This window comes from Arthrobacter sp. Y-9, from assembly GCF_029690065.1.
GTDB lineage: Bacteria > Actinomycetota > Actinomycetes > Actinomycetales > Micrococcaceae > Arthrobacter_E.
Genome location: NZ_CP121463.1, coordinates 1,004,803 through 1,030,493, shown reverse-complemented (window position 1 = coordinate 1,030,493; position 25,691 = coordinate 1,004,803). Strand labels below are relative to the sequence as shown.

At 70.3% G+C, this 25,691-nt stretch carries 23 protein-coding genes and 1 tRNA gene; 4 read left to right on the top strand and 20 right to left on the bottom strand.

From position 1 onward, the window contains the following. Window position 1: 1 nt before the first annotated feature. The 8 genes from P9849_RS04550 to P9849_RS04515 all read right to left on the bottom strand — a co-directional run bounded on the left by P9849_RS04550 (window position 2) and on the right by P9849_RS04515 (window position 12,107). Window positions 2–1,666, bottom strand: coding sequence for a sugar transferase (locus tag P9849_RS04550; RefSeq protein ID WP_278268503.1), 1,665 nt, complete (start codon window positions 1,664–1,666; stop codon window positions 2–4). 555 nt (window positions 1,667–2,221) lie between these two features. Next, a complete protein-coding gene (locus tag P9849_RS04545) occupies window positions 2,222–4,891 on the bottom strand; it encodes a LuxR family transcriptional regulator (protein ID WP_278268502.1) in 2,670 nt (889 codons plus the stop codon). Further along, window positions 4,884–7,616 (bottom strand): LuxR family transcriptional regulator, encoded by a 2,733-nt coding sequence (locus P9849_RS04540; RefSeq protein ID WP_278268501.1) that lies wholly within the window; start codon window positions 7,614–7,616, stop codon window positions 4,884–4,886. The genes P9849_RS04545 and P9849_RS04540 overlap by 8 nt, the downstream gene beginning before the upstream one ends. 236 nt (window positions 7,617–7,852) lie before the next feature. Next, the gene (gene pth, locus P9849_RS04535) at window positions 7,853–8,434 is read right to left on the bottom strand and encodes an aminoacyl-tRNA hydrolase (protein ID WP_278268500.1); all 582 of its coding nucleotides are present in this window, start codon (window positions 8,432–8,434) and stop codon (window positions 7,853–7,855) included. Between the two features lie 150 nt (window positions 8,435–8,584). Beyond that, a complete protein-coding gene (locus P9849_RS04530) occupies window positions 8,585–9,175 on the bottom strand; it encodes a 50S ribosomal protein L25/general stress protein Ctc (protein WP_278268499.1) in 591 nt (196 codons plus the stop codon). Window positions 9,176–9,466: 291 nt separating this feature from the next. Continuing rightward, complete coding sequence (locus P9849_RS04525; RefSeq protein WP_066216800.1) at window positions 9,467–10,447, bottom strand: ribose-phosphate diphosphokinase; 981 nt, start codon at window positions 10,445–10,447, stop codon at window positions 9,467–9,469. A 2-nt stretch (window positions 10,448–10,449) separates the two neighbouring features. Further along, window positions 10,450–11,868: a bifunctional UDP-N-acetylglucosamine diphosphorylase/glucosamine-1-phosphate N-acetyltransferase GlmU gene (gene glmU / locus P9849_RS04520; protein WP_278269091.1), complete on the bottom strand. Its 1,419-nt coding sequence runs from the start codon at window positions 11,866–11,868 to the stop codon at window positions 10,450–10,452. A 167-nt stretch (window positions 11,869–12,035) separates the two neighbouring features. Next, window positions 12,036–12,107 (bottom strand) — tRNA-Gln (locus P9849_RS04515). 238 nt (window positions 12,108–12,345) lie between these two features. Here P9849_RS04515 and P9849_RS04510 point away from each other — a divergent pair. Next, complete coding sequence (locus P9849_RS04510) at window positions 12,346–13,014, top strand: TetR/AcrR family transcriptional regulator (RefSeq protein ID WP_278269090.1); 669 nt, start codon at window positions 12,346–12,348, stop codon at window positions 13,012–13,014. Here the strand turns inward: P9849_RS04510 and P9849_RS04505 are convergent. Further along, window positions 13,008–13,424 (bottom strand): PaaI family thioesterase, encoded by a 417-nt coding sequence (locus tag P9849_RS04505; RefSeq protein WP_278268498.1) that lies wholly within the window; start codon window positions 13,422–13,424, stop codon window positions 13,008–13,010. The two genes, P9849_RS04510 and P9849_RS04505, sit on opposite strands and share 7 nt — an antisense overlap. 110 nt (window positions 13,425–13,534) lie before the next feature. Between P9849_RS04505 and P9849_RS04500 the strand changes: the two genes are divergently transcribed. Beyond that, window positions 13,535–14,134 (top strand): TetR/AcrR family transcriptional regulator, encoded by a 600-nt coding sequence (locus P9849_RS04500; protein WP_278268497.1) that lies wholly within the window; start codon window positions 13,535–13,537, stop codon window positions 14,132–14,134. A gap of 47 nt (window positions 14,135–14,181) precedes the next feature. Here the strand turns inward: P9849_RS04500 and P9849_RS04495 are convergent, their stop codons facing one another. The 10 genes from P9849_RS04495 to paaA form a co-directional block, all read right to left on the bottom strand. After that, entirely contained in the window at window positions 14,182–14,985 is an 804-nt protein-coding gene (locus tag P9849_RS04495; RefSeq protein WP_278268496.1) for an enoyl-CoA hydratase-related protein, read from the bottom strand. Then, window positions 14,982–15,422 (bottom strand): hydroxyphenylacetyl-CoA thioesterase PaaI, encoded by a 441-nt coding sequence (paaI, locus tag P9849_RS04490; protein WP_278268495.1) that lies wholly within the window; start codon window positions 15,420–15,422, stop codon window positions 14,982–14,984. Before paaI ends, P9849_RS04495 begins: the two co-directional genes overlap by 4 nt. Continuing rightward, window positions 15,416–16,243, bottom strand: a complete 828-nt coding sequence (locus P9849_RS04485) for a 3-hydroxyacyl-CoA dehydrogenase family protein (protein WP_278268494.1) — start codon at window positions 16,241–16,243, stop codon at window positions 15,416–15,418. Before P9849_RS04485 ends, paaI begins: the two co-directional genes overlap by 7 nt. Next, window positions 16,240–16,998, bottom strand: a complete 759-nt coding sequence (locus tag P9849_RS04480) for an enoyl-CoA hydratase/isomerase family protein (RefSeq protein ID WP_278268493.1) — start codon at window positions 16,996–16,998, stop codon at window positions 16,240–16,242. Before P9849_RS04480 ends, P9849_RS04485 begins: the two co-directional genes overlap by 4 nt. Next, entirely contained in the window at window positions 16,995–18,161 is a 1,167-nt protein-coding gene (locus P9849_RS04475) for a thiolase family protein (RefSeq protein WP_278268492.1), read from the bottom strand. The genes P9849_RS04480 and P9849_RS04475 overlap by 4 nt, the downstream gene beginning before the upstream one ends. 77 nt (window positions 18,162–18,238) lie before the next feature. Next, window positions 18,239–19,324 (bottom strand): 1,2-phenylacetyl-CoA epoxidase subunit PaaE, encoded by a 1,086-nt coding sequence (paaE, locus tag P9849_RS04470; RefSeq protein ID WP_278268491.1) that lies wholly within the window; start codon window positions 19,322–19,324, stop codon window positions 18,239–18,241. 1 nt (window position 19,325) lies between these two features. Further along, on the bottom strand, window positions 19,326–19,832 hold the full coding sequence (gene paaD / locus P9849_RS04465; RefSeq protein ID WP_278268490.1) for a 1,2-phenylacetyl-CoA epoxidase subunit PaaD: 507 nt from the start codon (window positions 19,830–19,832) through the stop codon (window positions 19,326–19,328). Then, the gene (gene paaC / locus P9849_RS04460) at window positions 19,832–20,767 is read right to left on the bottom strand and encodes a 1,2-phenylacetyl-CoA epoxidase subunit PaaC (protein ID WP_278268489.1); all 936 of its coding nucleotides are present in this window, start codon (window positions 20,765–20,767) and stop codon (window positions 19,832–19,834) included. Before paaC ends, paaD begins: the two co-directional genes overlap by 1 nt. A gap of 17 nt (window positions 20,768–20,784) precedes the next feature. Further along, a complete protein-coding gene (gene paaB, locus P9849_RS04455; RefSeq protein ID WP_278268488.1) occupies window positions 20,785–21,081 on the bottom strand; it encodes a 1,2-phenylacetyl-CoA epoxidase subunit PaaB in 297 nt (98 codons plus the stop codon). After that, on the bottom strand, window positions 21,078–22,061 hold the full coding sequence (gene paaA, locus P9849_RS04450) for a 1,2-phenylacetyl-CoA epoxidase subunit PaaA (protein WP_278268487.1): 984 nt from the start codon (window positions 22,059–22,061) through the stop codon (window positions 21,078–21,080). Before paaA ends, paaB begins: the two co-directional genes overlap by 4 nt. Before the next feature lie 142 nt (window positions 22,062–22,203). On the opposite strand from paaA, the gene paaZ reads away from it, so the two are divergent. Further along, window positions 22,204–24,249, top strand: coding sequence for a phenylacetic acid degradation bifunctional protein PaaZ (gene paaZ / locus P9849_RS04445; protein ID WP_278268486.1), 2,046 nt, complete (start codon window positions 22,204–22,206; stop codon window positions 24,247–24,249). Window positions 24,250–24,274: 25 nt separating this feature from the next. After that, window positions 24,275–24,967, top strand: coding sequence for a TetR/AcrR family transcriptional regulator (locus tag P9849_RS04440; RefSeq protein ID WP_278268485.1), 693 nt, complete (start codon window positions 24,275–24,277; stop codon window positions 24,965–24,967). Window positions 24,968–25,109: 142 nt separating this feature from the next. Here the strand turns inward: P9849_RS04440 and P9849_RS04435 are convergent, their stop codons facing one another. Continuing rightward, complete coding sequence (locus P9849_RS04435; RefSeq protein ID WP_278268484.1) at window positions 25,110–25,664, bottom strand: DUF4265 domain-containing protein; 555 nt, start codon at window positions 25,662–25,664, stop codon at window positions 25,110–25,112. Between the last annotated feature and the right edge of the window lie 27 nt (window positions 25,665–25,691).

The following is a 25,691-nucleotide window of genomic DNA, read 5'->3' as shown; positions in this document are numbered from 1 at the left end:
GTCAGTACGCACCTTCCGCTGAGACCATGGCTTTCGCGGTTCGCCACATGATCATGAGGTCACCCATGAGCGACCAGTTCTCGACGTAGTAGAGGTCCAGCCGGACCGATTCCTGCCAGGACAGATTGGACCGTCCGCTGATCTGCCAGAGGCCGGTGATCCCGGGCTTGATGAGGAGCCGGCGGTGCGCGGGCTGCTCATAGGCCTCGACCTCCCGGCGCAGCGGCGGCCGGGGTCCCACCAGGCTCATCTCGCCGGTCAGGACGTTGAACAGCTGGGGCAGCTCGTCCAGCGAGTACCGCCGCATCCACTTCCCGCACCGGGTGACCCGGGGGTCGTCGCGCAGCTTGAAGAGGGGGCCGGCGCCTTCGTTACCGGCGCTCAGCTCCGCGAGGCGGAGGTCGGCGTCGGTCGCCATCGACCGGAATTTGTGCATCCTGAACGTGGTGCCGTTGCGGCCGATCCGCTCCTGTGAGTAGAAGACCGGCCCGGGCGAATCGGCTTTCACCACCAGGGCCAGGAGCAGGAGGACGGGGGCCAGGATCACCAGGGCCAGGACGCCGACCGTGAGGTCCACGAGGCGCTTGAGCAGGTGCCGGGTGCCCGTGAACTGGGGCAGTTCCACGTGCATGAGAGGCATGCCCTCCACGGGACGGTAGTGGACCCGCGGCCCCGCGATGTCGGTCAGCCGGGAGGCCAGGACGAGTTCGGTGGAGAGGTCCTCGAGCCGCCAGCCGAGTTCGCGCAGACGGTGCGACCCGCCCGGCAGCGTCCCCGCCACGATCACGATGCTCGCGCCGGAGATCCGGACCAGCTGTTCGATGTCATCCAGCGTGGACATCACCGGGATCCGGTACCAGGGCTTGCCGTACGCGGCCTTCCGCGGCAGCGAGTTGAGCGCCACCCCGGCGACCCGGTAGCCGACCGCGGGATTGTCCTGAAGCTGGAGGATCACGGACTCGACGTCCTTGGTCCGGCCGATCACCACCACGTCCTGCAAGTACTCTCCCCGCCGACGGCGGCCGTTGAGATCGCGCCGCCACAGCCAGCGGGACACCAGCAGGAGGAGCAGACCGCACGGGAAGGCCGTGAGGAAGAACCCACGGAGCACCCCGCCCTGCACCACGATCAGCACCGCCGCGGCGAGCACGAAGACGCGTGTGGCGGAGTGGGCGAGGGCCTTATACTCCGATGCTCCGAGACCGAGCACCCGGGGGTCCCGGCTGTGCCCGAACTCCAGGTCCAGGCACCACAGCACGATGATGCCGAGGCTGACCCAGAAGTACGTGTCCCCCAGCTCCCAGGCGTCGAATCCCCAGCGGATCGTGTGGGCCAGGAACACGGCGGCCACGATGCACGCCCAGTCGCTGATCCTCAGCTTCCTCCTCAGAGCGCTTTCCCAGGCGGCGGCGCCAGCTGCGGCGAGAGGCCGCCCGGCCCGGCGGGTGGTGACGGTCTGCGCGACGCCGGCCGGCTCGTCGAGTCCTTCCAGGATGCCGTCCGCGCTCATGCGGTGCGCGGTGGCATGGTGTCCAGCGGCGCGGCGCTCCGCGGCACGGTGCGCCAGTGCCTGGTGGGCCGACGCCCACAGGGTGGTGCGCCCTCGCGGGAGTGAGGGGGCCGACGGTGGCAGGGGGGTAGCCTCGGTCTCGGAAGGCTGTTCCACCGCCGACCCCGCATGTGGAGCCCGAGCCTGACGGCCGGGCAGTGTGATCGCACCACCGTTACTGTCGATGGACCGCACAGGGCTGACCCGGGACGGGTTCTCGCCACGATGCGCCACCGGGGATGAAGACCGGGACATTGAGACCTCTTTGTGGTTCTTGAACTGCCCTTTCAGTCAAGTACCGCGGGCAGGTCCAGGCCCGCGGAGGCACTACCTGCATCTCGGCCGCCCGCCGTCGCTCATGTGCCACGGGGGTCCCCCGGACTACCTGAGTAGTGCCTGCCCAGGCCATCCGCCGATCCCCGTACAGACGGTCTCCTACGTGGTTCCGGGCGGCACGGCGCCCGACTACTCAGGTACGGGGAGCCGACGGCGGAAAGCGGTCGGGGCGGCGAGGTCCGGGGGCGCGGGGCGCGGCTCCGCCACGGTTCGGGTGGGTGGGCAGAGGCCCGGAGGCGAGTGGGCGTGCCGGTCAGGGTGCGAACACGGGCTGCCGTTGACCCGGCCGGCCTCGAACCACGTCAGGCATTGAACCCGGTCAGGCGTCGAACCCGGTCAGTCCTTGAAGACGTCCGCCAGCTGCCGTCGCGAGGAGACGCCGAGTTTCCGGTACGCGCGGCTCAGATGCCCGCCCACCGTCCGGACGGAGAGGTGCAGGAGGGAGGCGATCGTCTCATCGGAGTGCCCGTCCCGTGCAAGCCGGGCGATCTCCTTCTCCCGGCCCGTGAGTTTCGGAAGACCCTGCGCATCCGTGCCGGCCCCGTCACCGACGGCGTCGCCCACCGTGCTGAGCGCCTGCCGGGCCTGATGGGCGGTGACGCCGTCACCGTTGCGCTGTGCCGTGTCCGCCGCCGTCCGGTAGAGGGACCGCGCGAGCGCGGTGTGGCCGCGCACATCGAGCGAGCGGCCGGCTTCGAGGATCTGCTGGGCGTCGGGCACCTGGGCGGCCTCCAGGAACCGGGCCATCGCCTCGGCCCACGGCCCGGTGAGTCCGGGGATGAGGCCCTCCAGGCGCTCGCGGGCCCCGGGATGGCCGAGCCCGAGCAGCATCGACCAGGCCGGTGCCGCCAGCCCGAGGAAGCCCGCCCGGGCCATGGTCTCGGCCGTCTCCACCATGGCCGCCGTGCCGGGTCCGTCGGGGTCCAGCTCGGCGTCCCCGCGGGCCATCAGCAGGTTCGCCATGACCTGACCGTAGTAGAAGGTGCAGCCGGGTTCGTAGCTCTCCCGCAGTTCCCGGGCCAGCTCGACCCGGCCCGTCTTGGCCGCCGCCATGTACGCCTGCGCCACGAAGAAGCCGCGCAGCCGCTGGGGATCGTTGATCTTCAGGTTCTCCAGACCCGCGAGCAGTGGCTCCAGACTCGCGGCGTACTCGCCCTGCAGCCCGAGGATGGCTCCCGTGATCAGGCTCGTGCCGCCGCCGAACGCCATCGCGGCGCCCGTGGCGTCGATCCGGGTCAGGGCCACGAGTTCCAGCGCTGCCTGGGGACTCCCGGCGGCGAGGGAGACCATGAGGGCCGTGACGATCACGGTCTCCGGCAGGAAGAAGACGTCCAGGCTCTCGTCATGCCGGAGGGCGAAGGCCTGTCCGGCGCGCCGCAGCGCCGCCTCGGAGTCGCCCAGGACCGTGAGGCGCTCCGCGTCGAGGGACAGTGCCAGGGTCCGGTCGATCAGGGCGTGGGGTGAGTCGTCGTTCTCGGTGGTTTCCAGGAGGGACCCGATCAGCCGCCCGAGCTCGGCCAGGTGCCCCTGCTGATTGGCGGCCAGGGCCTCCAGCACCTCCGCGCGCCGCAAGAGCGCGGCGCGGCAGTCGGCGCCGCCGTCGTCGGTGATGCCGGTGGCGGCCAGCGCGCGGAGCCTCCGCGCCTGCCCGCTGATGCCCGACGACGGCAGCCCGGCCGCGATGGTCGTGGCCGCCTCCAGGAGGGACACCCGCAGCTGGGCCTCCCGGTCGGCCAGGAGCCAGGGCGCGGCCAGACGCTCCCGGACCCGCCGGTACGCGCCCTCATTGAAATCCAGCCGGGCCCGCACGGCCTCCGCCCACGCCTCGTGCGTCGTGGCGGGCACGGCGCTCAGGAATCGCCCGGCCAGATCGGGATCGAAGTGCTTGCAGGCCAGTGTCGCGGCGCGCAGCAGCTGCTCCGGCGGCACCGGCATGCCGGAGTCGATCAGCCAGCGGGTCCGCTGGAGCATCACCAGCGGCACGTCCACGTCTCCTTCGAGGGTCTCCAGGTCCTCCAGGATGGCGCGGCTCAGGCTGTGCGGGATCAGGGAGCGGACCACTTCCCCGTAGACCGGGTTCGTCATCCGGAGGCGTTCCGGATCGCCGTCCTCGAAGCGGATGAAGCCCTCGTCCAGGAGGGTCTGCACCGCGTCCGCGCCGAAGCGGGTCTGCAGGATCTCCTGTCGCAGTGTGCCGCCCAGTGCCACGGCGTTGAGGGCGTGATGGGATTGCAGGCTCAGGCTGGCCAGCCGCTCCTCGACGATCGCGTGCAGGCCCTCGCCCGACCACGGTTCCTTCGCGGTGGCCACCCACACGTCGCGACGGAGGGCGATCCCCCCGTTCCGCCGCGCTTCGGACAGCAGGAGATGCAGGAGCATGGGGCTGCCGCCCGAGTCCTGCCAGAGTTTCCACTCGAGGCCCGGCAGCAACGGCGCTCCCAGGGCTTCGCGGGCATAGTCGCTCGTGCGGGCGCGGTCGAACGGTTCGAGCCCCACCTCCTCGGCCAGCCCCATCCCCCAGAGCTCGCTGAGCGGTCCCGCCAGTGGACGCCGCGCGTCGTAGGAGGCCACCAGCGTGATGTCCCCTTCCATCACCAGCGAGGCGAACAGGTCGCTGCTGGCGGGGTCGAGGGAATCCGCTTCGTCGATCACCACCACCGGGGGCGGACCGTCGGCATCGCCGCCGAGCGCCTGCCGCTGCGCCCGGAAGTGGGCCCGGAGCACCTTGAGGGCGGGTGCGGGGTTGAGGGACAGGGCGCCCATCGAGTCCATCCCCCGCAGCACGGCCAGCACGCCGTAGTTGACCAGGGTCAGGGCCGGGGTGCCGTGCAGGGAGAGCACAGGACGTGTGGCGGACAGGGCGCCGAAGAGCCGGCGCAGCAGCGTGGTGACGCCCATGCCGGGCGCCGCGGCCACGAAGACGGCGGGCACCTCGTCGGACGTCAGGAGCCTGAGCACCTCCGCCAGTTCGGGTCCCCTGCCGAACGGCCGCGCGATGTCATTCATGCTCAGGCGCTGGCTGTCCCGAAGGCGTGGTGTCCGACAAGGCGGCGGACAAGGAGTCGAGTTGCTGTCGTGACGTCACGCCCAGTTTCGCGAAGGCCTGGTAAAGATGGCCTTCCACGGTGCGGACGGAGATGCCGATCCGGCGGGCGATGTCCCGGTTGCCCAGGCCCTGCTCCGCCAGGCGCGCCACCTGCAGTTCCCGGTGGGTGAGGTGGCCGCCGTGACTGACGGAGACCAGCGTCCGGTTGACGAGCCCGCCGCTCTCCGCCGATTGCAGGTGAGCGCGGGCCGAGGCGACGGACACGGCGCTGGCGTTCTCCTTCGCCAGTTCGAGCGCGACGGCGGCGCAGCGGTACTCGACCGCCTGCAGCTGGAGCTTCTCGGCCTCGGTGGCCGCGGCGAGGGCCTGCTGCGGGTCACGCTGCAGGACCGCTGAGGCCCAGCCGGCAGTGATGGCCCCCATGGCCCCCTGCCGGAGCAGCCCCGCTTCCCGGACCGCCTCGATCTCGCGGTGGTTGTTGTAGTACTTGGCGCCGAACAGACTGAGCGACGCCGCGGTGAGACGTCCGGCTTCAAGGTCCTCGAGGCCCGAGCGGACCAGCAGACGCGCCGCGTCCAGGTCGTTCATGGCGAGCCGGGCCATCCGCACGAAGAACTCGGTCATGAACCGGTTGGCCCAGCTCATCGCCGTTTCGATCCGGTCGAGCCGCGCGAGCAGATCCTGGGCCGCCTCCTCGTTGCCGGCCGAGGCCTGGGAGAACGCGAGTGCCGCCAGGGCGACACACAGGTAGCCGTTGGGCCGTTCCGCCTCCAATTGCGCGATCGAGGAGGCGAGGATCTCGATGGACTGGTCGGACTTCCCGGCGAAGCAGTACGCCAAGCCGACGCCCAGTTCCATGACGCCGCCCCGGAACATGGCGTCCTGACCGCTGGCTTCCAGGAGTTCCTGCAGCTCGTCCACGCATTCCACCCACCGCCCGCTCCAGATCAGGGCGAGCACCCGCCCTTCGAGGTGGATCTCCCGCACTTTGTAGTCCTGCGGTGCCAGACGCAGGCGCTCCGCGACCTCCCCGGCGAGGCGCACGGCGTCGTCCTCTCGACCCATCACCGCATGGCACATGACCAGGAAGCTGCCACAGACCAGCCGCAGCTCCTCGCTGCCGCCGGGCGATTCCCAGAGCGCCTCCAGTTCCGGGCCGACCGTCCGGAAGTCCCCGCTGTGGAACCGGATCTCGAGTCCGGCGAGCAGAAGACGCTCGGCGACGCTCAGGTGCCCACCGTCGCCGGCCGTCCGCTTCCAGCCGGTCCGGTCCGCCTTCTCGAAACGGTGGATGAGTGCTTCCAGCGTGGCGACCTCCTCCCACGCCGCCTGATGATCCCCGAAGAGTTCCAGATGGCACCGGACGCGCGCCTGCTGCACCATCGCGGCGACGGCGAGCGTGCCGGGTCCCGGGTCCCCGTCCACGAACGCCTCGACGTCGACCGGAGCGATCACCGACCAGGCCTTCTCGGCCTCCGCCAGGGCGAAGTACGCGGTGGCGGTGAGGAAGCGGGCCTCCACGGCTCGCGGGTCCTCCTCCGGGAAGTCCCGCAGGACCCGCACGGCCAGGAGGGGCCGCGCATTGGCCAGCGCGTAGTCGGCGATGCCCACGCGCAGGCCGGCGTCGAGATCCTGCCCGGAGTCCAGGAGCCACTGCCCCAGGACCAGGAGCTCGGAGGGTTCGAGTTCCATGAGCGAGCCGCCGGCCGCCAGGTTGATCTCGGAGAGCAGCTCCCCACTGGCCTTCTCATGACTTCCCACCCTGATGGACTCGGCCAGGAAATAGTCCTTCAGGCTCACATGCCGGTCCCGGGAGGTCTCCACGAGCAGATGGCCCCGCTCTTCCAGTTCCACCAGGGTCCTGACCCCGACCACGGCCGCCGCCAGCCGCCAGGGCGCCCGGTGCAGCAGGGCGATCTTGACGAGGGCTTTCTGGAGGTCCTCCGGCTCGCGCTGGAGCCGGGCGGCCATGAGCCGCGCCACGGGCCCCCGGGGTTCGATGGCCAGGGGGTGGGTGGAGATCCAGTGGCCGGACTGCAGCTCGATCCGGCGCTGCTCGACCTGTTCCCCGAACAGGGCCTGCATGGTGAGCGCCGAGCGGCCGTGATGCTGCAGGAGCGCGCTCAGAGCGGCCTCGGAGATGGGATGACCGGTCGACTGAAGGATCAGCTGCCGCGATTCGCTCCGGTTGAGGAGGGGCATGCGGTGCTGCACGATCAGTCCGTCCCGGACGAGCCAGCCCAGGCTGGAGTTCACGTCCTTGCCCCGCGGCGCGGTGGCCAGGAGCTTGCTCCGGCCGGACAGCACCAGATGCACGATCACAGACAGGGACGCGGAGTCGATGCGGTGGATGTCGTCGACGAACAGCAGAGTGGTCCGGCCCCTGGCCTCCTCCGCGATGGCCTGGCTCAGCGGCGGGATGACTTCGGCCGGCACCGGATCGGAGCCCTCCGGACCGGTGCTGTCCGGAATCCGGTCCAGGTACTTGAGGAACACCCCGAGCGGCTTGCTGCGCAGCGCCTGGGTTCCGGAGAGGATCACCACGTGGAGGTCAGGACGGGACCGGGCGAATTCGTAGCCCAGGGAGGATTTGCCGCTTCCCTCGGGACCTTCCAGGAGCATGCCCCGCAGATCGGGGTCCTGGATCATCGCCTCCACGGTGGGGATCAGGCGCCGGTGAGCCACACCGGACCATTTCCTCCGCTCGACCGCGCCGAGGACTTTCCTCCATGTGGAGGGAGCTGCGGACAACGCCAAGGTTGGCGTGTGGGCAGTACCGAATGTACTCACCTTTGACACCTCTCATGAACAGCCGCCCCCTGAAGACCTGCGACTGACCACGATGCCCCCTGCTCGTTACGTTGAACGATACCAGCGTGCCGGGGGCAGGAGAAGGGACTTCGGCCCCGTATTTCCGGTGTCTACGACGGCGAGTGGAACCGCTGCTGCGCGGCCACCAGACCGGAGCCCACCAGCTCCTCGACGGCGTCCGCCGCGGCGTCCAGGAGGAACGGCAGATCCTTGCGCTCGGTGGCGGTGAAATCCTTGAGCACGTAGTCCGCGGTGTCCATGCGGCCCGGCGGACGGCCCACCCCGACCCGCACCCTCAGGTAGTCCTTGGTGGCCAGGGCCTTGCTGATGTCCCGCAGGCCGTTGTGACCGCCCTCTCCCCCGCCGAGCTTCAGCTTGACGGTGTTGAAGGGGATGTCGATCTCGTCATGCACGGCGATCACATGGTCCGGTTCGATCCCGAAGAACCGGCTCAAGGCGGACGTGGCCCCGCCCGAGAGGTTCATGTAGCTCATCGGCTTGGCGAGGAGGAGCTTCGGTCCGCCGATCCCGAGGCGGCCCTCCGCCAGCTGGGCCCGGCTCTTGTGGACGCTGAACCGTGCGCCCATCCGCTGGGCCAGTTCGTCCAGAACCATCTGGCCCACGTTGTGCCGGTTGCCCGCATACTGCGCCCCCGGATTACCCAGTCCGACCACCAGCCATGTTTCGCTCACCGGAATATTTTACGTGCCACGGGACGGCCCGGGGTCACCACCGGTTCGTGGAGCTGCCGGGCCACGCCGGGCCAGGCACGCACGAAGGGCCGGACCCCGTGGGGTCCGGCCCTTCTCAGCGAACGTCATCCGGCCATCGGCCGGAGGGGATCACTCGGCTTCGGGAGCGGCTTCCTCAGCGGCAGCCTCGTCCTCGGTCTCCACGACGGTGGCCTCGGAGAGGTTGACGACCAGGGTCTCCGGGTCGCTCAGCAGGACGGCGCCCTTCGGCAGGACCAGGTCGGAGGCGTGCACGTGCGCGCCGGCCTCGCGGCCCTCGATGTCGAACTCGATGGCGTTGGGCACGTGGGTGGCCTCGGCCTCGACGGAGACGGTGCTGGCTTCCTGGTTGGCGACGACGCCCGGAGCGGCTTCACCGGTGACGTGAACGTGGACGTCCACGGCGACCTTCTCGCCCTTCTTCACGGTCAGCAGGTCGATGTGCTCGATGATCTGCTTGATCGGGTCGCGCTGGATGTCCTTGACGATGGTCAGGTGCTCGGCACCGTCGATCACGAGGTTCAGCAGGGCGTTCGGGGTGCGGACGGCGAGGGTGGTCTCGCGGCCCGGCAGGTTGACGTGCACGGGCTCTGCGCCGTGACCGTAGATGACGGCGGGGATCTTGCCGGCGGCGCGGGCGCGGCGGGCGTAGCCCTTGCCGAATTCGGTGCGCAGTTCGGTATCGAGCTTGGTCTCAGACATCTGAGGCTCCTCTCAGTAATCGGCCTTCGGCGTTCCTCCGTGGAGGATGCCTGGCCTGGTGGGCGGCGGGACAAGTCCGGCCACCCGGCGGCCGTGAGGCCGGCCTGGGAGCCCAGGACCCAGTCGATCACGGAACCGGAGAATCGGTTCCCTCGCCAAGGTGACGGTCCAGTTTAGCAGGAGTCCGGTCGCGGCCGTAAAACGCCCGGACCCACGGACTCGTCGGTCACCCACGGAAATTTCCGTGGGTCCGCAACGAATCCGTGGGTCCGGGTGTCGAAGAGGTGAGAATCAGGCCTTGCCGTCGAAGAGGCTGGTGACCGAGCCGTCGTCGAACACTTCGCGGATGGCGCGGGCGATCAGCGGCGCGATGGACAGCACCGTGAGGTTCGGGAAGCGCTTCTCGGCCGGGATCGGCAGGGTGTTGGTCACCACGACCTCGCGGGCGCCGGACTCGGCGAGACGCTGGGAGGCCGGTTCGGACAGCACGGCGTGGGTGCACGCGATGATGACGTCCTTGGCGCCGGCGTTCTTCAGCACCTGGACGGCGCCGGAGATGGTGCCACCGGTGTCGATCATGTCGTCGATGAGCACGCAGGTGCGTCCCTCGACCTGGCCCACGACGGTCTTGGAGACGGCCTGGTTGGGGACGGTGAGGTCACGGCTCTTGTGCACGAAGGCCAGCGGGGCGCCGCCCAGGCGCTCGGCCCACTGCTCGGCGACGCGCACACGGCCCGTGTCCGGGGAGACGACGGTGATGTTGTCGGCCTCGACCTTGGTGCGGATGTAGTCGGCCAGGAGCGGGATGGCCATCAGGTGGTCCACGGGACCGTCGAAGAAGCCCTGGATCTGGCTGGTGTGCAGGTCCACGCTCATGATGCGGTCCGCGCCGGCGGTCTTGTAGAGATCTGCCACCAGACGGGCGGAGATGGGCTCGCGGCCACGGCCCTTCTTGTCCTGGCGGGCGTACGGGTAGAACGGCGACACCACGGTGATGCGCTTGGCGGAGGCGCGCTTGAGCGAATCGATAAGGATCAGCTGCTCCATGAGCCAGTTGTTCATGGGGGCCGGGTGCGACTGGATCACGAAAGCATCCGTGCCGCGCACGCTCTCGGCGGGGCGGACGTACAGCTCTCCGTTGGCGAAGTCATAGGCGTCCACGGGAAGCAGGGAGGTGCCGAGCTCGCTCGCGATCTCCTGTGCCAGCTCCGGGTGGGCCCGTCCGCTCGCCAGGACCAGTTTCTTCTCGCCGTGCGCGGTGATTGCGGACATTGTTATTCGCCTTCTGTTGTGGGGTCGCTCTGGGTGGAAGTCTGTGCGTCCACGGCGGCCTGCGCAAGTTGCGCGGAAATGCTACCGGGCCGGTTGGCGATCACCCATTCCTGGGCATTGCGCTGGGGTGAGACGTTGATGGTGAGGGCACCGGCCGGGACGTCCTTGCGGATGACCGCTCCGGCGCCCGAATAGGCGCCGTCCCCCACGCTGACGGGGGCCACGAAGACCGTGTTGGAGCCGGTCCGCACGCCCGAGCCGATCACCGTGCGGTGCTTCTTCTCGCCGTCGTAGTTGGCCGTGATGTTGCCGCAGCCGATGTTGGTGTCCTCGCCGATCTCCGCGTCCCCGGCGTAGCCGAGGTGCGACAGCTTGGAGCGGGCGCCGATCGTGACGTTCTTCGTCTCGTAGAACGCGCCGATCTTGCCCTTCTCCCCCAGGACGGTGCCGGGGCGGAGGTAGGTGAACGGGCCGACCGAGGCGCCGGCCTTGATCTCGGAGCCGGAGCCGTGCGTGCGGGTGACCTTGGCGCCTTCGCCGATGATCACGTCGGTGAGGGTGGAGTCCGGGCCGACGACGGCGTCGCGCGCCACCCGGGTGCCGCCGTGCAGCTGCGTGTTCGGCAGGAGCGTGACGTCCTCCTCCAGCTCGACGGTGCCGTCGATCCAGGTGGTGGCGGGGTCGACGACGGTCACACCGGCGCGCATCCAGGCCTCGACCGTGCGGCGGTTCAGCTCCGCGCCGAGGGCGGCGAGCTGGACACGGTCGTTGGCGCCCTCCACCTGCCAGCGGTCCTCGGTCACGACGGCGGCCACGCGGCCTCCGCGCGAACGGGCGATGGCCAGCACGTCCGTCAGGTACTTCTCACCCTGGGCGTTGTCCGTGGTGACCTCGCCGAGAGCCTCGCGCAGCACCGCGGCGTCGAAGGCGTAGATGCCGGAGTTGATCTCGCGGATGGCGCGTTCCTCGTCGCTGGCGTCCTTGTGCTCGCGGATGCCCAGCACGGAGCCGTCCTCGGCCCGCAGGATGCGGCCATACCCGGAGGGGTCGTCCAGCACGGTGGTCAGCACCGTCACGGCATTGCCCTGGTCCTGGTGGGCGGCGAGGAGGTCGCCGAGAAGAGCGGAGGTCAGCAGGGGGACGTCACCGTACGTGACGATCACGGTGCCTTCGACGGCGTCCGTGGCATCCAGGGCCGCCAGACCCTGCTCCACGGCGCGTCCGGTGCCCGGGACCTCGTCCTGGTCCACGATCAGGGCCTCAGGGGCGATCTCGGCGAGGTGCTCCGCCACGAGGTCGCGCTGGTGGCGGACCAGGACGGCCAGACGTCCGGGCTCGATGCCCCACGCGGCGTCCAGGGCATGGCCCACCATCGACTTGCCGCCGAGGGTGTGAAGGATCTTGGGGGTGCGGGACTTCATCCGGGTGCCGGCGCCAGCCGCCAGAACGATGACAGCTGCGGCGCGGTTCTCGGCATTGCTCACGGATGGAACTCCTCATCTGCGATTCTGACTCGCGGTGCCAGGATGCGCCCGGACGGGGCGACCGGGCTGGTCAGTCATCCGCAGGCTGTCGCCATGGGATGCCGTTCCGCCCATAGGATTCGAACCTATACTCCAAGGCTCCAAAGGCCTGGGTGCTGCCGTTACACCAGAGCGGACCGTGCCGGAAAAGGCGGGGCCAAGGCCGGACACAAAAGTCCATTCTGCCACGCGGACAGCCGAGGTGCGAGCTGGGCGGAAGGCCTCCCGGACCCGCGGTGGACGGGCCGCCGGACCCGTGCAACGCAGGCCACAGCCCACCGGAACCGGGCGGGTGAGGCATGATGGAGCGGTGACTTCGGGGAGAAACGGGTGCCGGTGACCACCAGTGGACGGACGGGCCTCAGACGCACCCGGATGGCCGCGGGCGAACGGCGGGCGCAGCTGACCGCGGTGGCCCGCGCGCTCTTCTCCGAGAAGGGACTCGGCGGCACGAGCATCGAGGAGATCGCGGCGGCCGCCGGCGTCTCCAAGCCCGTGGTGTACGAACACTTCGGCGCGAAGGAGCGGCTGTACGCCGCCGTCGTCGAGCAGGAGTCCGCGGCCCTGCTGCAGGACATCACGGAAGCCCTCGCCGAGCCCGCACCCGCGCGCATCCTCCTGGAGCGCGCGGCCCTGGCGCTGCTGGGCTACATCGAAGGGCACACGCAGGGGTTCCGGATCCTGGTCCGGGACGCGCCGCCGTCGGACTCGACCGACTCCACCGCGAGCTACTCCACGATCCTCGGCGCCATCACCCGCCGCGTGACCCACATCCTGGCGGCCGAGTTCGCCCAGCGCGGCTACGCAGAGCGGGACGCGGCCCTCTACGCCCAGATGCTGGTGGGCATGGTCGCCTCGACCGGGCAGTGGTGGCTCGACGCCCGCACGGCGGCGTCCGGCCCCGGCGCCCCGCCGGCGCCCGCCAAGGACGAGGTCGCGGCGCATATCGTGAACCTCGCCTGGAACGGCCTCACCCGCTTGTCGACGGAGCCGGGCCTTCGGGTGCGGGGACGGGAAAGCCACGGCGGACCGCCGGCTCAGTGATCCTTCGGGTCCATCAGCATGTTCGTGATGCGGGCCGTCGCGAGCAGCCGTCCCTCCCCGTCCGTGATGAGCACCTGGTAGGTCGCGATCCGTGAGCCGGCATGCAGCGGGGTGGCGGTGGCGATGATCTCGCCGGCGCGGGCGCCCCGGTGATGCGTGATGTTCAGGTCCACCCCCACGCAGACCTTGCCCCGCAGGCTCGCGTGGATCATCCCGGCCCAGGAGCCGGTGGCCTCGGCGAGCGCCGCGCTCGCGCCGCCGTGCAGCCGACCGAGCGACTGCGTGTTGCCTGCCACGGGCATGGTGGTCACCACGCGGTCCGCCGACTGTTCGAGGACCCTGATGCCGAGCTTCTCATCGAGCTCTCCCAGATGGATGGTCCACGGCTCGTGCCTCTCGTCCGCACTCACGCTGTTCCACCTTTCTCCCGCCCGGCCACCGGACTGCTAGATTTCAAGGACCGACCGACCGGTCGTTCACGCCGCACCCGTCGTGACCCCGCACCCCTCGAGGAGACACCATGACAGCCGAGGCCGCTCCCCGTCGCGGACGCCCGGGCTACGACCGGGCGCAAGTGCTGCGCATCGCCGTCGAGCTCTTCAATGAGCAAGGGTACGACGCCACCTCCGTCGCCGATCTGGCGCAGCGCCTGGGCCTGTCCAAGTCGGCGCTCTATCACCACTTCGATTCCAAGGAACAGCTCCTGAGCCTCGCCCTGGAGGAGGCACTCACGGGGCTCGAAACCGATCTGGATGAGGCCGTGAGCCGGGGCGGGTCCGCCGCCGAGTCGCTGAACCTGCTGATCCGGGCCGCAGTGCTGACCCTTACGCGCCAGCAGCCCCAGGTCACCCTGCTCCTCCGGCTGCGCGGGAACAGCCCCGTGGAACTCGCGGCCCTCGAACGGCGCCGGGCCTTCGACGCCCGCGTCACCGCACTGGTCCGCACGGCGCAGGCCGACGGACAGCTGCGCGCCGACCTCGACGCCGGCATCGCCACTCGCCTGATCTTCGGCATGGTGAACTCGGTCGCCGAGTGGTACCGCCCGGGCGGGAGCATCGAGCCGGAGCAGCTCGGCCGCGACGTCATCGCTCTGGCCCTCGACGGGCTGCGCCCCCGCTGATCCCGGCCGGTTCCCGCCTCTTCTCCCGGTCCCCACCAGCCGCCTGCTCATTCGCCGGTGAAGACGGGCCGTTCCCGCGCGAGGAACGCCGCCACGGCACCGGCATGGTCGCGAGTGGACCCACACCGGGCCTGGGCCGATGCCTCGGCCTCCAGCGCGGCGTCGAGATCGGTCCCGGAACTCTCCAGCAGGAGCCGCTTCGTCTCGGCGAACGCCAGCGTGGGCCCGGCGGCGAGAGCCGCGGCGAGTTCGCGCGCGCGGCCCAGGACCGCGGCCTGCCCCTCCGCGGCGTCGACCGTCTCCCCCGCGATGCCCCAGGAGATCCCCTCTTCAGCGGTGAAGACCCGGGGGAAGAGCATCAGTTCGCGGGTCCGCGCGTGACCCACGGCACGGGGCAGGGTGAAGGACAGCCCGGAGTCGAAGGTCAGCCCGATCCCGCTGAACGCGGTGCCGAGCTTCACCCCGGCGGCGAACACCCGGTAGTCCGCGGCGAGCGCGAGTCCCAGGCCCGCTCCGACGCACGTCCCGGCCACGGCGGCGATGACCGGCTTGGGCATGGTCAGAAGGGAGCGGATGATCGGCGAGTAGTGCTCCCGGACCGTGCTGAACGCGGCGTCGCCTCCCCCGCGCAGGGCCTCTGCATGCTCGGCCAGATCCTGACCGACGGAGAACGCCGGCCCCTCGGCCGCGAGCACGACGGCGCGCACCCCGCCGTCGTCCGCCACCTCCGCGAGCGCGTCGCGCAGGGCCGTCTTGAGCTCCACGGTGAGCGCGTTGCGCTTCTCCGGGACGTTCAGCGTCACGACGGCGACGGCGGCCTCCCGCTCGATCCGCACAGCTCCGGTGGTCATGGGGTCTCCTCGAGGATCGGGCGGCCGAGCGAACGGCTGCGGCCACGGAACAATGCGACGACCGTGTCCCCACGCCGCACGGTGACGTCGTAGATCCCGGAGCGCCCACGGAGCACGACCTCCCGGCCGTCGGCCCGCAGCACGTCCCCGAGGTGGGCGGACTCGAGGAAGTCGATCTCGAAACCGGCGGCCACGGTCACGACGTTGCGGGTGTTGCAGGAGAACGCGAACGTGCTGTCCGCCAGGGTCGAGATGAACCCGCCGTGACAGATGCCGTGACCGTTGACCATGCCTGCGCGGACCGTCATGGAGAGGACCGCCCGCCCCGGCTCCACCCGGTCCAGCGTCATGCCGAGACCCTTGCTGGCCTGATCGGTGCTCCACAGGGCGTCCGCGCACGCGCGCGCCAGCCGTTGGTCGTCCAGGAGCGTCACCATGAGTAGAACCCCTGTCCGCTCTTGCGGCCGAGCTCCCCGGCCGCCACCTTGTCCCGCAGCACCTGCGGCGGGGCGAAGCGCGGCCCGAGCTCCCGTTCGAGGTGTTCGGCGATGTTGAGCCGCACGTCCAGGCCCACGATGTCGGTGGTCTTCAGCGGTCCCACCGGATGGCGGTAGCCGAGGGTCATGGCGGTGTCGATGTCCTCGGCGCTGGCCACGCCCTCCTCCAGCAGGCGCATCGCCTCGAGGGCGAGGGCCACGCCGAGGCGGCTGCTCGCGAAGCCCGGGGCGTCCTGCACGGTGATGGCGGTCTTGCCGAGACCGGCCACCCAGCCGCGGGCCGCCTCGACCAGGGCCGCCGGAGTCTGATCGCCCACGACCACCTCGACCAGATCACTGACCGGCACCGGGTTGAAGAAGTGCAGTCCGATCAGCCGGGACGGGTCCTTGAGCGTCGCCGCGAGCGCCGTGATGGAGAGGGAACTGGTGTTGCTGCCGATCACCGCGCCGGGCGCCGACTCCTCGATCCTCGCCAGGACCGCTTCCTTGAGGTCCGCCAGCTCCGGCACGGCCTCGACCACCAGGCGGCAGCCGGACAGGGCCTCGGGGTCGGTGACCACGGTGACGGAACCGGTGGCCTCCGCGCCCTTCTCCGCCGACTTCGCCAGCGATGCCGCGATGCGCTCCCGTGCGGAGGAGGCGGAGGCTTCGTCGTTCTCCACGACCGTCACCGCGGCGCCCGCGAGCGCGAAGGCGTGAGCGATCCCACCGCCCATCCGGCCTCCGCCGTAGACGCCCACTGTCTCAGGAACCGTGCTCATTCCTTCTCCTTGCGTCGGTTCAGGAACGCGGTCATCCGGTCCTGTTTCTCCTGGGTCTCGAAGAGGACCGCCTGCGCCACATTGTCGATCAGGGGGTGGGCTTCGCGGGGCGCGTGGAAGGCAGCCTTGCTCAGCCGGACCGCCAGCGGCGCCTGCCGGGCGATCCGGTCGGCGAGGCGATGCCCCGCGGCCTCCAGGTCCTCCGGCGCGGCCAGCTCGTTCAGCAGCCGGACCTCGCGGGCCTCCTCGCCCGTCAGGATGCGCCCGGCCAGAAGCACCTCCTTGGCCAACGGCTCGCCGACGAGTTCGCGCAGCCGCCAGGCCCCGCCCGCGGCCGCCAGGATGCCGAGGCCCGGCTCCGGGTTGCCGATCTTCACGGTGGGTGTGCCGATCCGGAAATCGCAGGCGTAGGCCAGTTCGGCGCCGCCGCCCAGTGCGTACCCGTCGAGCAGGGCGATGGTGGGCATCGGCAGCCGGTGGAGGCGGTCGAAGATCCCGGAGTTGATGCCGGCCAGGGCATCGGCGAGCCGCCGCTCCCGCAGCTGGGCGATGTCCGCCCCGGCCGCGAAGGTGCCGCCCGAACCGACGAGGAGCGCGACGCGCGGCTCGCGCTCCAGCAGGGCGCACGCCTCGTGGAGCGCGTCCACCATGGACTGGTCGATCGCGTTGCGGACCTCGGGCCGGTTCAGACGGATCAGGACACGGTCCTCCCGCTCCTCGATGAGCAGCGGACCGTCCGTCCGCGGCGCGCTCATGCCCGCTCCAGCAGCAACGCGGACCCCTGCCCGACGCCGACGCACATGGCCGCGAGGCCGCGCCGGCCGCCGTCGTGCTCCAGACGGCTCAGCAGAGTCAAGGCGATCCGCGCGCCGGAACAGCCGAGCGGATGCCCCAGGGCGATGGCGCCGCCCCAGGCGTTGACCGTCGCCTCGTCCAGGCCCAGCTCCCGGATGCAGGCGAGCGACTGCGAGGCGAACGCCTCGTTCAGCTCGACCGCGTCCAGATCGTCCACGGTCCACCCGGCACGGTCGAGGACCTTGCGGCTGGCGGGCACCGGGCCGATGCCCATGATGTCCGGGGCGACTCCGGCGTTGGCGCCGCCCACGACGCGGGCGCGCGGCGTCAGACCCTGTGCGAGCGCGAACCGTTCGCTGACGAGCACGACGGCGGCCGCGCCGTCGTTCAGAGAGCTCGAGTTCCCGGCCGTGATCACGCCGCCCGGGCCGTGCAGGGGGCGCAGCGCGGCGAGCTTCTCCGCGGTCGTGTCGGCGCGCGGGCCCTCATCCTGCGCGAAGTCCCCCACCGGCACGATCTCCCGCGCGAAGAGACCTTCCCGCTGCGCGGCGAGCGCTCGTTCGTGGGAGCGGAGCGCGAACGCGTCCAGCTCCTCGCGGCCAAGCCCCCAGCGCTCGGCCACCCGTTCGGCCGTCTGCGGCATCGAGAGGGTGGTGTCCGCGTCGAAGCGCGGGTTCGTGAAGCGCCAGCCGATCGAGGTGTCCCAGCTCTCCCCCGGCTTCGCCCACGCGCGGGACGGCTTCCCGGTGACCCACGGCGCGCGGGTCATGGACTCCACCCCGCCGGCCACGACGACGTCGGCGTCCCCCGCGGCGATCATCTGCCGCGCCGTGGTGATCGCCGTCATCCCGGAGGCGCACAGCCTGTTGACCGTGAAGCCGGGGATGCCGTCCGGAAGTCCCGCCAGCAGGACGGCCATGCGGGCGACGTTCCGGTTGTCCTCACCGGCCTGGTTCGCGGCGCCCAGGATGACCTCGTCGATGACCTCCGGATCCACACCGCTGCGCTCGACGGCGGTGCGCACCGTCAGGGCGGCCAGATCGTCAGGACGCTCACCGGCGAGCGATCCGCCGTACCGGCCGATCGGGGTGCGGACCCCGTCGAGAAGGAAGACCTCGTTCATCGTGCTCCTGTCGTGTTCCGGGTGTTTGCTGGGGCGGGTGTTTGCTGAGGCCGGGCGGCTCGCGCCGGTGACGCGCCTCAGGCGTCGAAGTCCACGGTGAGCTCCTCGCTCACCGGGTAGCTCTGGCAGGTGAGGACGAAGCCGGCCGCGATCTCGGCGGGCTCCAGCGCGTAGTTGCGGACCATGTCCACCTCTCCCCCGCAGAGCTTGGCGCGACAGGTCCCGCAGACCCCGCCCTTGCAGGCGAACGGCAGATCCGTCCGGACCAGCTGCGCCGAGTCCAGCACGGACATGTCACGCTGCATCGCGGTCGTGGTGGTGCGGCCGTCGAGGACCACCGTCACTTCGCTCGTGACGCCCTCGGCGACGCGGTCGGCGTGCCGGAGCTGGGGCGGCGGCTCATCCACATAGAACAGTTCGAAATGGATCCGCTCGCGCGGCACCCCCAATTCTTCGAGCACCTCGCGGGCCTCGGTGAGCATGGCGAACGGCCCGCACAGCCACACGTGGTCCATGTCCTGCACGGGCACCAGCACGCCGAGGAGCCGGCGGAGGCGTTCGGCGTCGAGTCGTCCGGAGAACAGCTCCACGTCCCGCGGCTCGCGGGACAGGATGTGGATGAGATCCAGCTGCCGCGGATGGGCGTCCTTGAGGTCGGAGAGCTCCTCGGCGAACATCACGGAATTCGTGGTCCGGTTGCCGTACAGCAGGGTGACCTCGGAGTCCGGGTGGGTCAGGATCGTGGCCGCGATGGAGAGCATCGGGGTGATCCCGGATCCCGCCGCGATGCAGAGGTGACGTCCGGCCTGCAGCGGATCGGCTCGGAAGCTCCCGCTCGGAGGCTGCACCTCGACCGTGTCCCCCGGGCGGACCTGGCGCACGAGCCACGAGGAGAACAGCCCGTCCGGGATCTCCCGGACACCGATCCGGGGCGCGGCGCCGGCCGGCGAGCAGATGGAGTAGGTCCTCCGGTGCTCCACTCCGTCGATCACCCGGCGGAGGGTCAGGGACTGACCGGCGTCGAAGGCGAACAGCTCCCGCAGTGCCTCCGGCACGGCGAACGTGACGGCGGCGGAATCGTCGGTGAGCGCCTCGACCGAGGAGACCGTGAGCGGGTGGAAGGCGGTCCGGCTTCCGGTATCCGGATCGGCGATGAGCGTCATGTCAGATCTCCTTCACGTGGTCGAAGGGCTCCAGGCAGGCCCGGCAGCGGTACATGGCCTTGCAGGCCGTGGAGCCGAATTCGGAGCTGAGCTCGACGTCGGCGCTCCCGCACTGCGGGCAGTGCACCGCGCGGCGGGTGGGCAGGAGGCTGATGGTCACGGGTCCGCTGCGGCGCGGGGCGGTCCCCGGGGGCGAGATCCCGGCGGCGGCCAGCGCCGCACGGCCCTCGGGGGTGATCCAGTCCGTGGTCCACGCCGGTTCGAGGGCCACCCGCACCCGGGCGTCCTGGAAGCCGGCGTCCTGGAACTCGCGCAGCAGATCGTCCCGCATGGCGGCCATGGCCGGGCACCCCGAGTAGGTGGGGGTGATCGCGGCGACCACGGCGCCGTCGTCGTCCACCGCGATGTCCCGCAGCACGCCCAGGTCGATCAGCGTGAGCATGGGCAGCTCGGGGTCCACCACGCGGGCGGCCGCAGCCCAGGCCCGTTCGAGGGTGTCCACGGCCATCACCAGCGTCCCTCCGGGTGGGCGCGCGCCACCACCTGCATCTCGGCGAGCATCCTGCTGAGTGCCTCGGTGTGCATCCCGTCGCGACCGAGACGGCCCTGGACCCCTGCCAGTGATCCACCGTGCGGAGCCGGCACCTGGGCCGCGTCGAAGACGTGCTCCAGGACGCCCCTCACCTCGGCCTCGGCCTCGGAGGGGTCGACGCCGGCGCCCGCCGCCGCGAGCGACCGCTCCACGGCGTGCGGGGTGAACAGTTCGCCGGTGAAGGGCCAGAGGCCCTGGAGCGCGGCGAGCATCCGGCTCCGGGACTCGTCCGTGCCCTGCGCCAGGACCAGGAACCAGCGGCCCACGTAGTCCCGGTGGTAGCTGAGCTCCTTGACTCCCTTGGCGGCGACCGCGGCCAGCACGGCGTCGCGGCTGCGGCTCAAGCGCTCGAAAAGGGCCAGACGCCACGTGGCGAAGAGCAGCACGCGGACTATGATCTCCGCGAAGTCGCCCGTGGGAAGCTCGGCGAGCCGGACGTTGCGGAACTGCTGGTCGTCACGGAAGAACGCCAGCCGGTCCTCGTCCGGCACCGGCGAACCCTCGGGCAGCGCCGGGACCATGGCCGGGTCCGCGGCGGCGGCCCGGGCCAGCAGCAGCCGGGACTGGCCGAGGAGGTCCAGCGCGATGTTGGCCAGGGCGATGTCCTCCTCCAGATCCGGGGCGTTGCTGCACCACTCGGAAAGCCGCTGGGAGAAGACGAGGGCGTCGTCGCCGAGCATGAGGCAGTATGCCGCGAGTTCCGCGGGGTCCACGCCCTCCGGCACGGTGGTGTCGACGCCGGCGAGCGGGTCCTCGAAGTCGGTCCCGAACGCCCAGTGGGCATCGTTGACCAGGAGACCGGCGTAGGCGTTGTCATGCTCGCCTTCGGGCTGGATGTGCACTTCGCTCATGAGCTGTCCTCCTCCCCTCACATGTGGGGGACGTTGTCCGGGATGTCGTAGAAGGTGGGATGCCGGTAGGCCTTGTCCCCGCTGGGGGCGAAGAGCGGGTCCTTCTCCTCCGGGCTGGAGGCGATGATGTCCGCTGAGGGCACCACCCAGATGCTCACCCCTTCATTGCGGCGGGTGTAGACGTCCCGCGCATGGCGCAGGGCCATCTGACCGTCGGGGGCGTGCACGGAACCGACGTGGACGTGGTTCAGGCCGCGCTTGCCGCGGATGAACACCTCATAGAGCGGCCATTCGGCGCGGATCTGCCCGGTCATCGCTGTGCCTCCTCGGCCTGAGCCTTCAGGGTCTCCTCGGCCTCTCCGGCCTCCTTGGCGGCGAACGCCAGGGCGGCCTCCCGCACCCAGGCGCCGTCGTCCCAGGCCCGCTTGCGGTGGGCCAGGCGCTGGGCGTTGCAGGGCCCGTCGCCCTTGACCACGGACCAGAACTCCTCCCAGTCCGGCTGGCCGAAGTCGTAGTGCCCGCGTTCCTCGTTCCAGCGCAGTTCCGGATCCGGGAACGTCACACCCAGCGCCTCGGCCTGCGGAACGGACATGTCCACGAACTTCTGGCGGAGCTCGTCATTGGTGTGGGTCTTGATGCCCCAGGCCATGGACTGCGCCGTATTGGGGGACGCGTCGTCCGGCGGGCCGAACATCATGAGCGCCGGCCACCAGAAACGGTTCACGGACTCCTGGACCATGGCCCGCTGTTCCTCGGTCCCGCGCATCATGGTCATGAGGAGCTCGTAGCCCTGACGCTGGTGGAAGGACTCCTCCTTGCAGATGCGGATCATCGCACGGCCGTAGGGTCCGAAGGACGTCCGGCAGAGCGGCACCTGGTTGCAGATGGCGGCCCCGTCCACGAGCCAGCCGATCGTCCCCACGTCGGTGTAGGAGAGCGTCGGGTAGTTGAAGATGGACGAGTACTTCTGCTTGCCGGAGATCAGCAGCTCGGTCAGCTCGTCACGGGAGATGCCCAGGGTCTCGGCGGCGGAGTAGAGGTACAGCCCGTGACCGGCCTCGTCCTGGACCTTGGCCAGCAGGATCGCCTTGCGGCGCAGGGACGGCGCGCGCCCGATCCAGTTCCCCTCCGGCTGCATGCCGATGATCTCCGAGTGGGCGTGCTGGGCGACCTGACGGATCAGGGTCTTCCGGTAGGCCTCGGGCATCCAGTCCCGGGGTTCGATCCGGTCCTTATGGCCCACGATGGCTTCGAATTCCGCCTCAAGCTGCGGCTCGGCGACTGCGGATGACATGGCACCTCCTGGAGGGTTCGCTCTATTTACTGACCGAACATTCTGTACTACTGTGGCACAGGACACACCCCTTGCGCAATGGTCCCGGAAGGGCCGGGCGAGGGCGGGTCGAGAGCATCGCCGGATCACGAGAGGACCTCCCATGAGCCCATTGCTGGAGAGCTACGCCGCCGGACACTGGTTCCGCGCCGACGACGCCGGGAAGCCGCTGCTGGACGCGGTCACCGGGGAGGAAGTGGCGCGGGTGTCCACCACAGGCCTCGACTACGCAGCGATGGTGCGCCACGCCCGCGACGTCGGCGGACCGGCCGTGCGGCGCCTGACCTTCCACGAACGCGCGCTCCTCCTCAAGGAACTGGCTCTGCACCTCGGCGGACTCAAGGACGAGTTCTACGCCCTGTCCTTCCGCACCGGCGCCACGAAGCCCGACTCCTTCGTGGACATCGACGGCGGCATCGGCACCCTTTTCTCCTACGCGAGCAAGGGCCGCCGCGAACTGCCCAACGACACGGTGATGCTCGACGGCGGCGTGGAGCCCCTGAGCCGCAACGGCACCTTCGTGGGCCAGCACCTCTACACATCGCGGACCGGCGTCGCGGTTCAGATCAACGCCTTCAACTTCCCTGTCTGGGGCATGCTCGAGAAGCTCGCCCCGGCCTTCCTGGCCGGTCTGCCGAGCATCGTGAAGCCGGCCAGCCAGACCTCCTATCTGACGGAGGCCGTGGTGCGCCGCATCATCGAATCCGGCATCCTGCCCGAAGGGTCGCTCCAGCTGGTCAGCGGCTCCGCGGGCGACCTCCTCGACCACCTCGGCGAGCAGGACTCCGTGGACTTCACCGGCTCCGCGTCCACGGCCGACCTCCTGCGCCGTCACCCGGCCGTGCTGGAACGCGGGGTGCGTCTCGGCGTGGAGGCCGATTCCCTGAACTGTTCCATCCTGGGCCTGGACGTGACACCCGAGGACCCGGAGTTCGACCTCTTCGTCAAGGGCGTCGTGGCGGAGATGACCGTCAAGGCGGGCCAGAAGTGCACCGCGATCCGCCGTGCGATCGTGCCCGAGCACCTCGCGGACGCCGTCATCCGGGCCCTCAGCGGCCGCCTGGCGAAGACCGTGGTGGGCGACCCGGCCGACGAGTCCGTGCGCATGGGCGCCCTGGCCAGCCGCGAGCAGCGCGAGGAGGTCCGGAAGGCGATCGACGAGCTGCGGCGCGGGGCCGATGTCGTGTTCGGCGATCCGGACCGGGTGGACACCGTCGGCGCCGATGCCGAGGCCGGAGCCTTCCTCTCCCCCGTCCTCCTGAAGGCGCGCGAGGGCGCGAGCGAGCCGCACGACGTCGAGCCCTTCGGTCCCGTGAGCACGGTGCTGACGTACCGGACCACGGAGGAGGCGATCGCCCTGGCGGCCCGCGGCAAGGGCAGCCTGGCGGCGTCGCTCGTGACGCACGATCCGCGGATCGCCCGCGAGGTCACGCTGGGCCTCGCGCCCTGGCACGGCCGCGTGCTGGTCCTCGACCGCGACGACGCCGGCGAGTCGACCGGGCACGGCAGCCCCCTGCCGGTGCTGGTCCACGGCGGTCCGGGTCGCGCGGGCGGCGGCGAGGAGCTCGGCGGCATCCGCGGCGTCCTGCACCACATGCAGCGCACCGCCATCCAGGGCTCGCCCGACATGATCACCGCCATCACCGGGCGCTGGACCACCGGTTCCCGCCGCGACGTGGGCGAGGTGCACCCGTTCCGGAAGAGCCTCGCGGAACTGAGGATCGGAGACGGCATCAGCTCGGCGCCGCGCACGGTGACCCTCGAGGACATCGACCACTTCGCCGAGTTCACGGGCGACCGCTTCTACGCGCACACCGATCCGGAGGCCGCAGCGGCCAACCCCCTGTTCGGCGGGATCGTGGCGCACGGCTATCTCGTGGTGTCGCTGGCCGCAGGCCTCTTCGTGGAGCCGAACCCGGGGCCGGTGCTCGCCAACTTCGGCGTGGACCACCTGCGGTTCCTGACGCCGGTCAAGGCCGGGGATTCCATCGCCGTGGAGCTCACCGTCAAGCAGATCACGCCGCGGAACTCCGCCGATTACGGCGAGGTCCGCTGGGATGCCGTGGTGCGGAATCAGGACGGCGAGACCGTGGCCACCTACGATGTGCTGACCCTCGTGGCGAAGGAACTCACGCCCGCCGCTGGCTGACGCGGCACCGTGGGAAGATGATCCGATGCGCACCCAGGAGACCGTCGAAGACAGGATTCCCGAGAAAAGAAGCGCCGACAGAAAACCGGCGGCCCGCGAGCCCTACACCCTGGACCGTCTCCTGGACGTGGCGGTGCGGGTCTTCACGGAACGCGGCTACGACGGCACGAGCTTCCAGCACCTCTCCCAGGCGTCCGGGCTCTCCAAGTCCTCGATCTACCACCACATCGACAGCAAGGAACAGCTGCTCCGGCTCGGTCTGGAGAAGGCGCTTGAGCCGCTCATGGCCACGATCACCGAGCCGGAGGCCACCACCGGCCCGGCGATCGACCGGCTGCGGTTCCTGATCCGCCGGAACATCGAGATCCTCACGGACCGGCTCCCTTACGTGACGCTCCTCCTCAACGTGCACGGCAACACCGAAACGGAGCGCTGGGCGCTGGAGCAGCGAAGGACGTACAACCACGCGGTGGCCGCCGTGGTCCAGGAGGCGATCGACCAGGGCGGCGTCCGCTCCGACGTCGACGCCAAGACCACGGCACGCCTCGTGTTCGGCATGATCAACTCGGTGCGCGAGTGGTACCGCCCGGAGCGGGGCGAGGGCGCAGGGCGCACCCGCGGCGCTGGGTTGAACGACGGAGCAGGATCGAACGACGGCGCAGCACGGCTCGCGGACCAGGTCCTGTCACTGCTGCTGGACGGCATCCGGACGCGCTAAGGGGCCGGGCCCGGGTGCGATGACCGGCCCGCGCCGTCGACCTTGCACTTTCTCGGGTTTCCGGCCGTCCAGCCCCGAGAAACTGCAAGGTCGGGGGCGACCCCCAGGCTTTCCTGGAGAGCTCGGTACTTTGTGCCCCGGTTCAGCCGGGGTTCTTGCGGTGCATCCGTCCCGTTTCGTAGACGAGAACACCTTGTGCTTCAAGGAACGCCAATCGATCAGCAACCGCTTGGGAGTCACTCCGCCCGGATGACAAGGCAACGAGGCGCGGCGAAAGCACCTCCACAAGGCATCCCCGCTGTGCGAACTCCTCCGACAATGGGCGCCACATCGATTCGTCCTCCGCGTCGCGCAGGAAAAACCGATACGTGTCGTTGCCCGCATCATGCACATGTCCTGTGGCGACCCAGGAAGCATCTCCGTTCTCTACGACGGAGACCCGGTCTCCCAGATTGAGGTCATGCACATACGCCGGAACGCCCAGGACGGTGGCACTCCCGTCTTCCTCGATCCGGCCATTCAGTCCCTCCCAGGAATCGGCATCGCCGTCCTGGCCGGGCTGGAAGAACCATACGGTTCCCGTCGCGGTCGTGGTCTCCGGCCAGGGCACCAGCGCCTGACCATCCCAAGCTGTCACCCGACTCGGGTGGGTTCTGTAGTGGTCCACGAACCCTGAGCCTACGGGATCGATCAGCACCGCAGCGAGAGTTGACCTTCGTCGAAA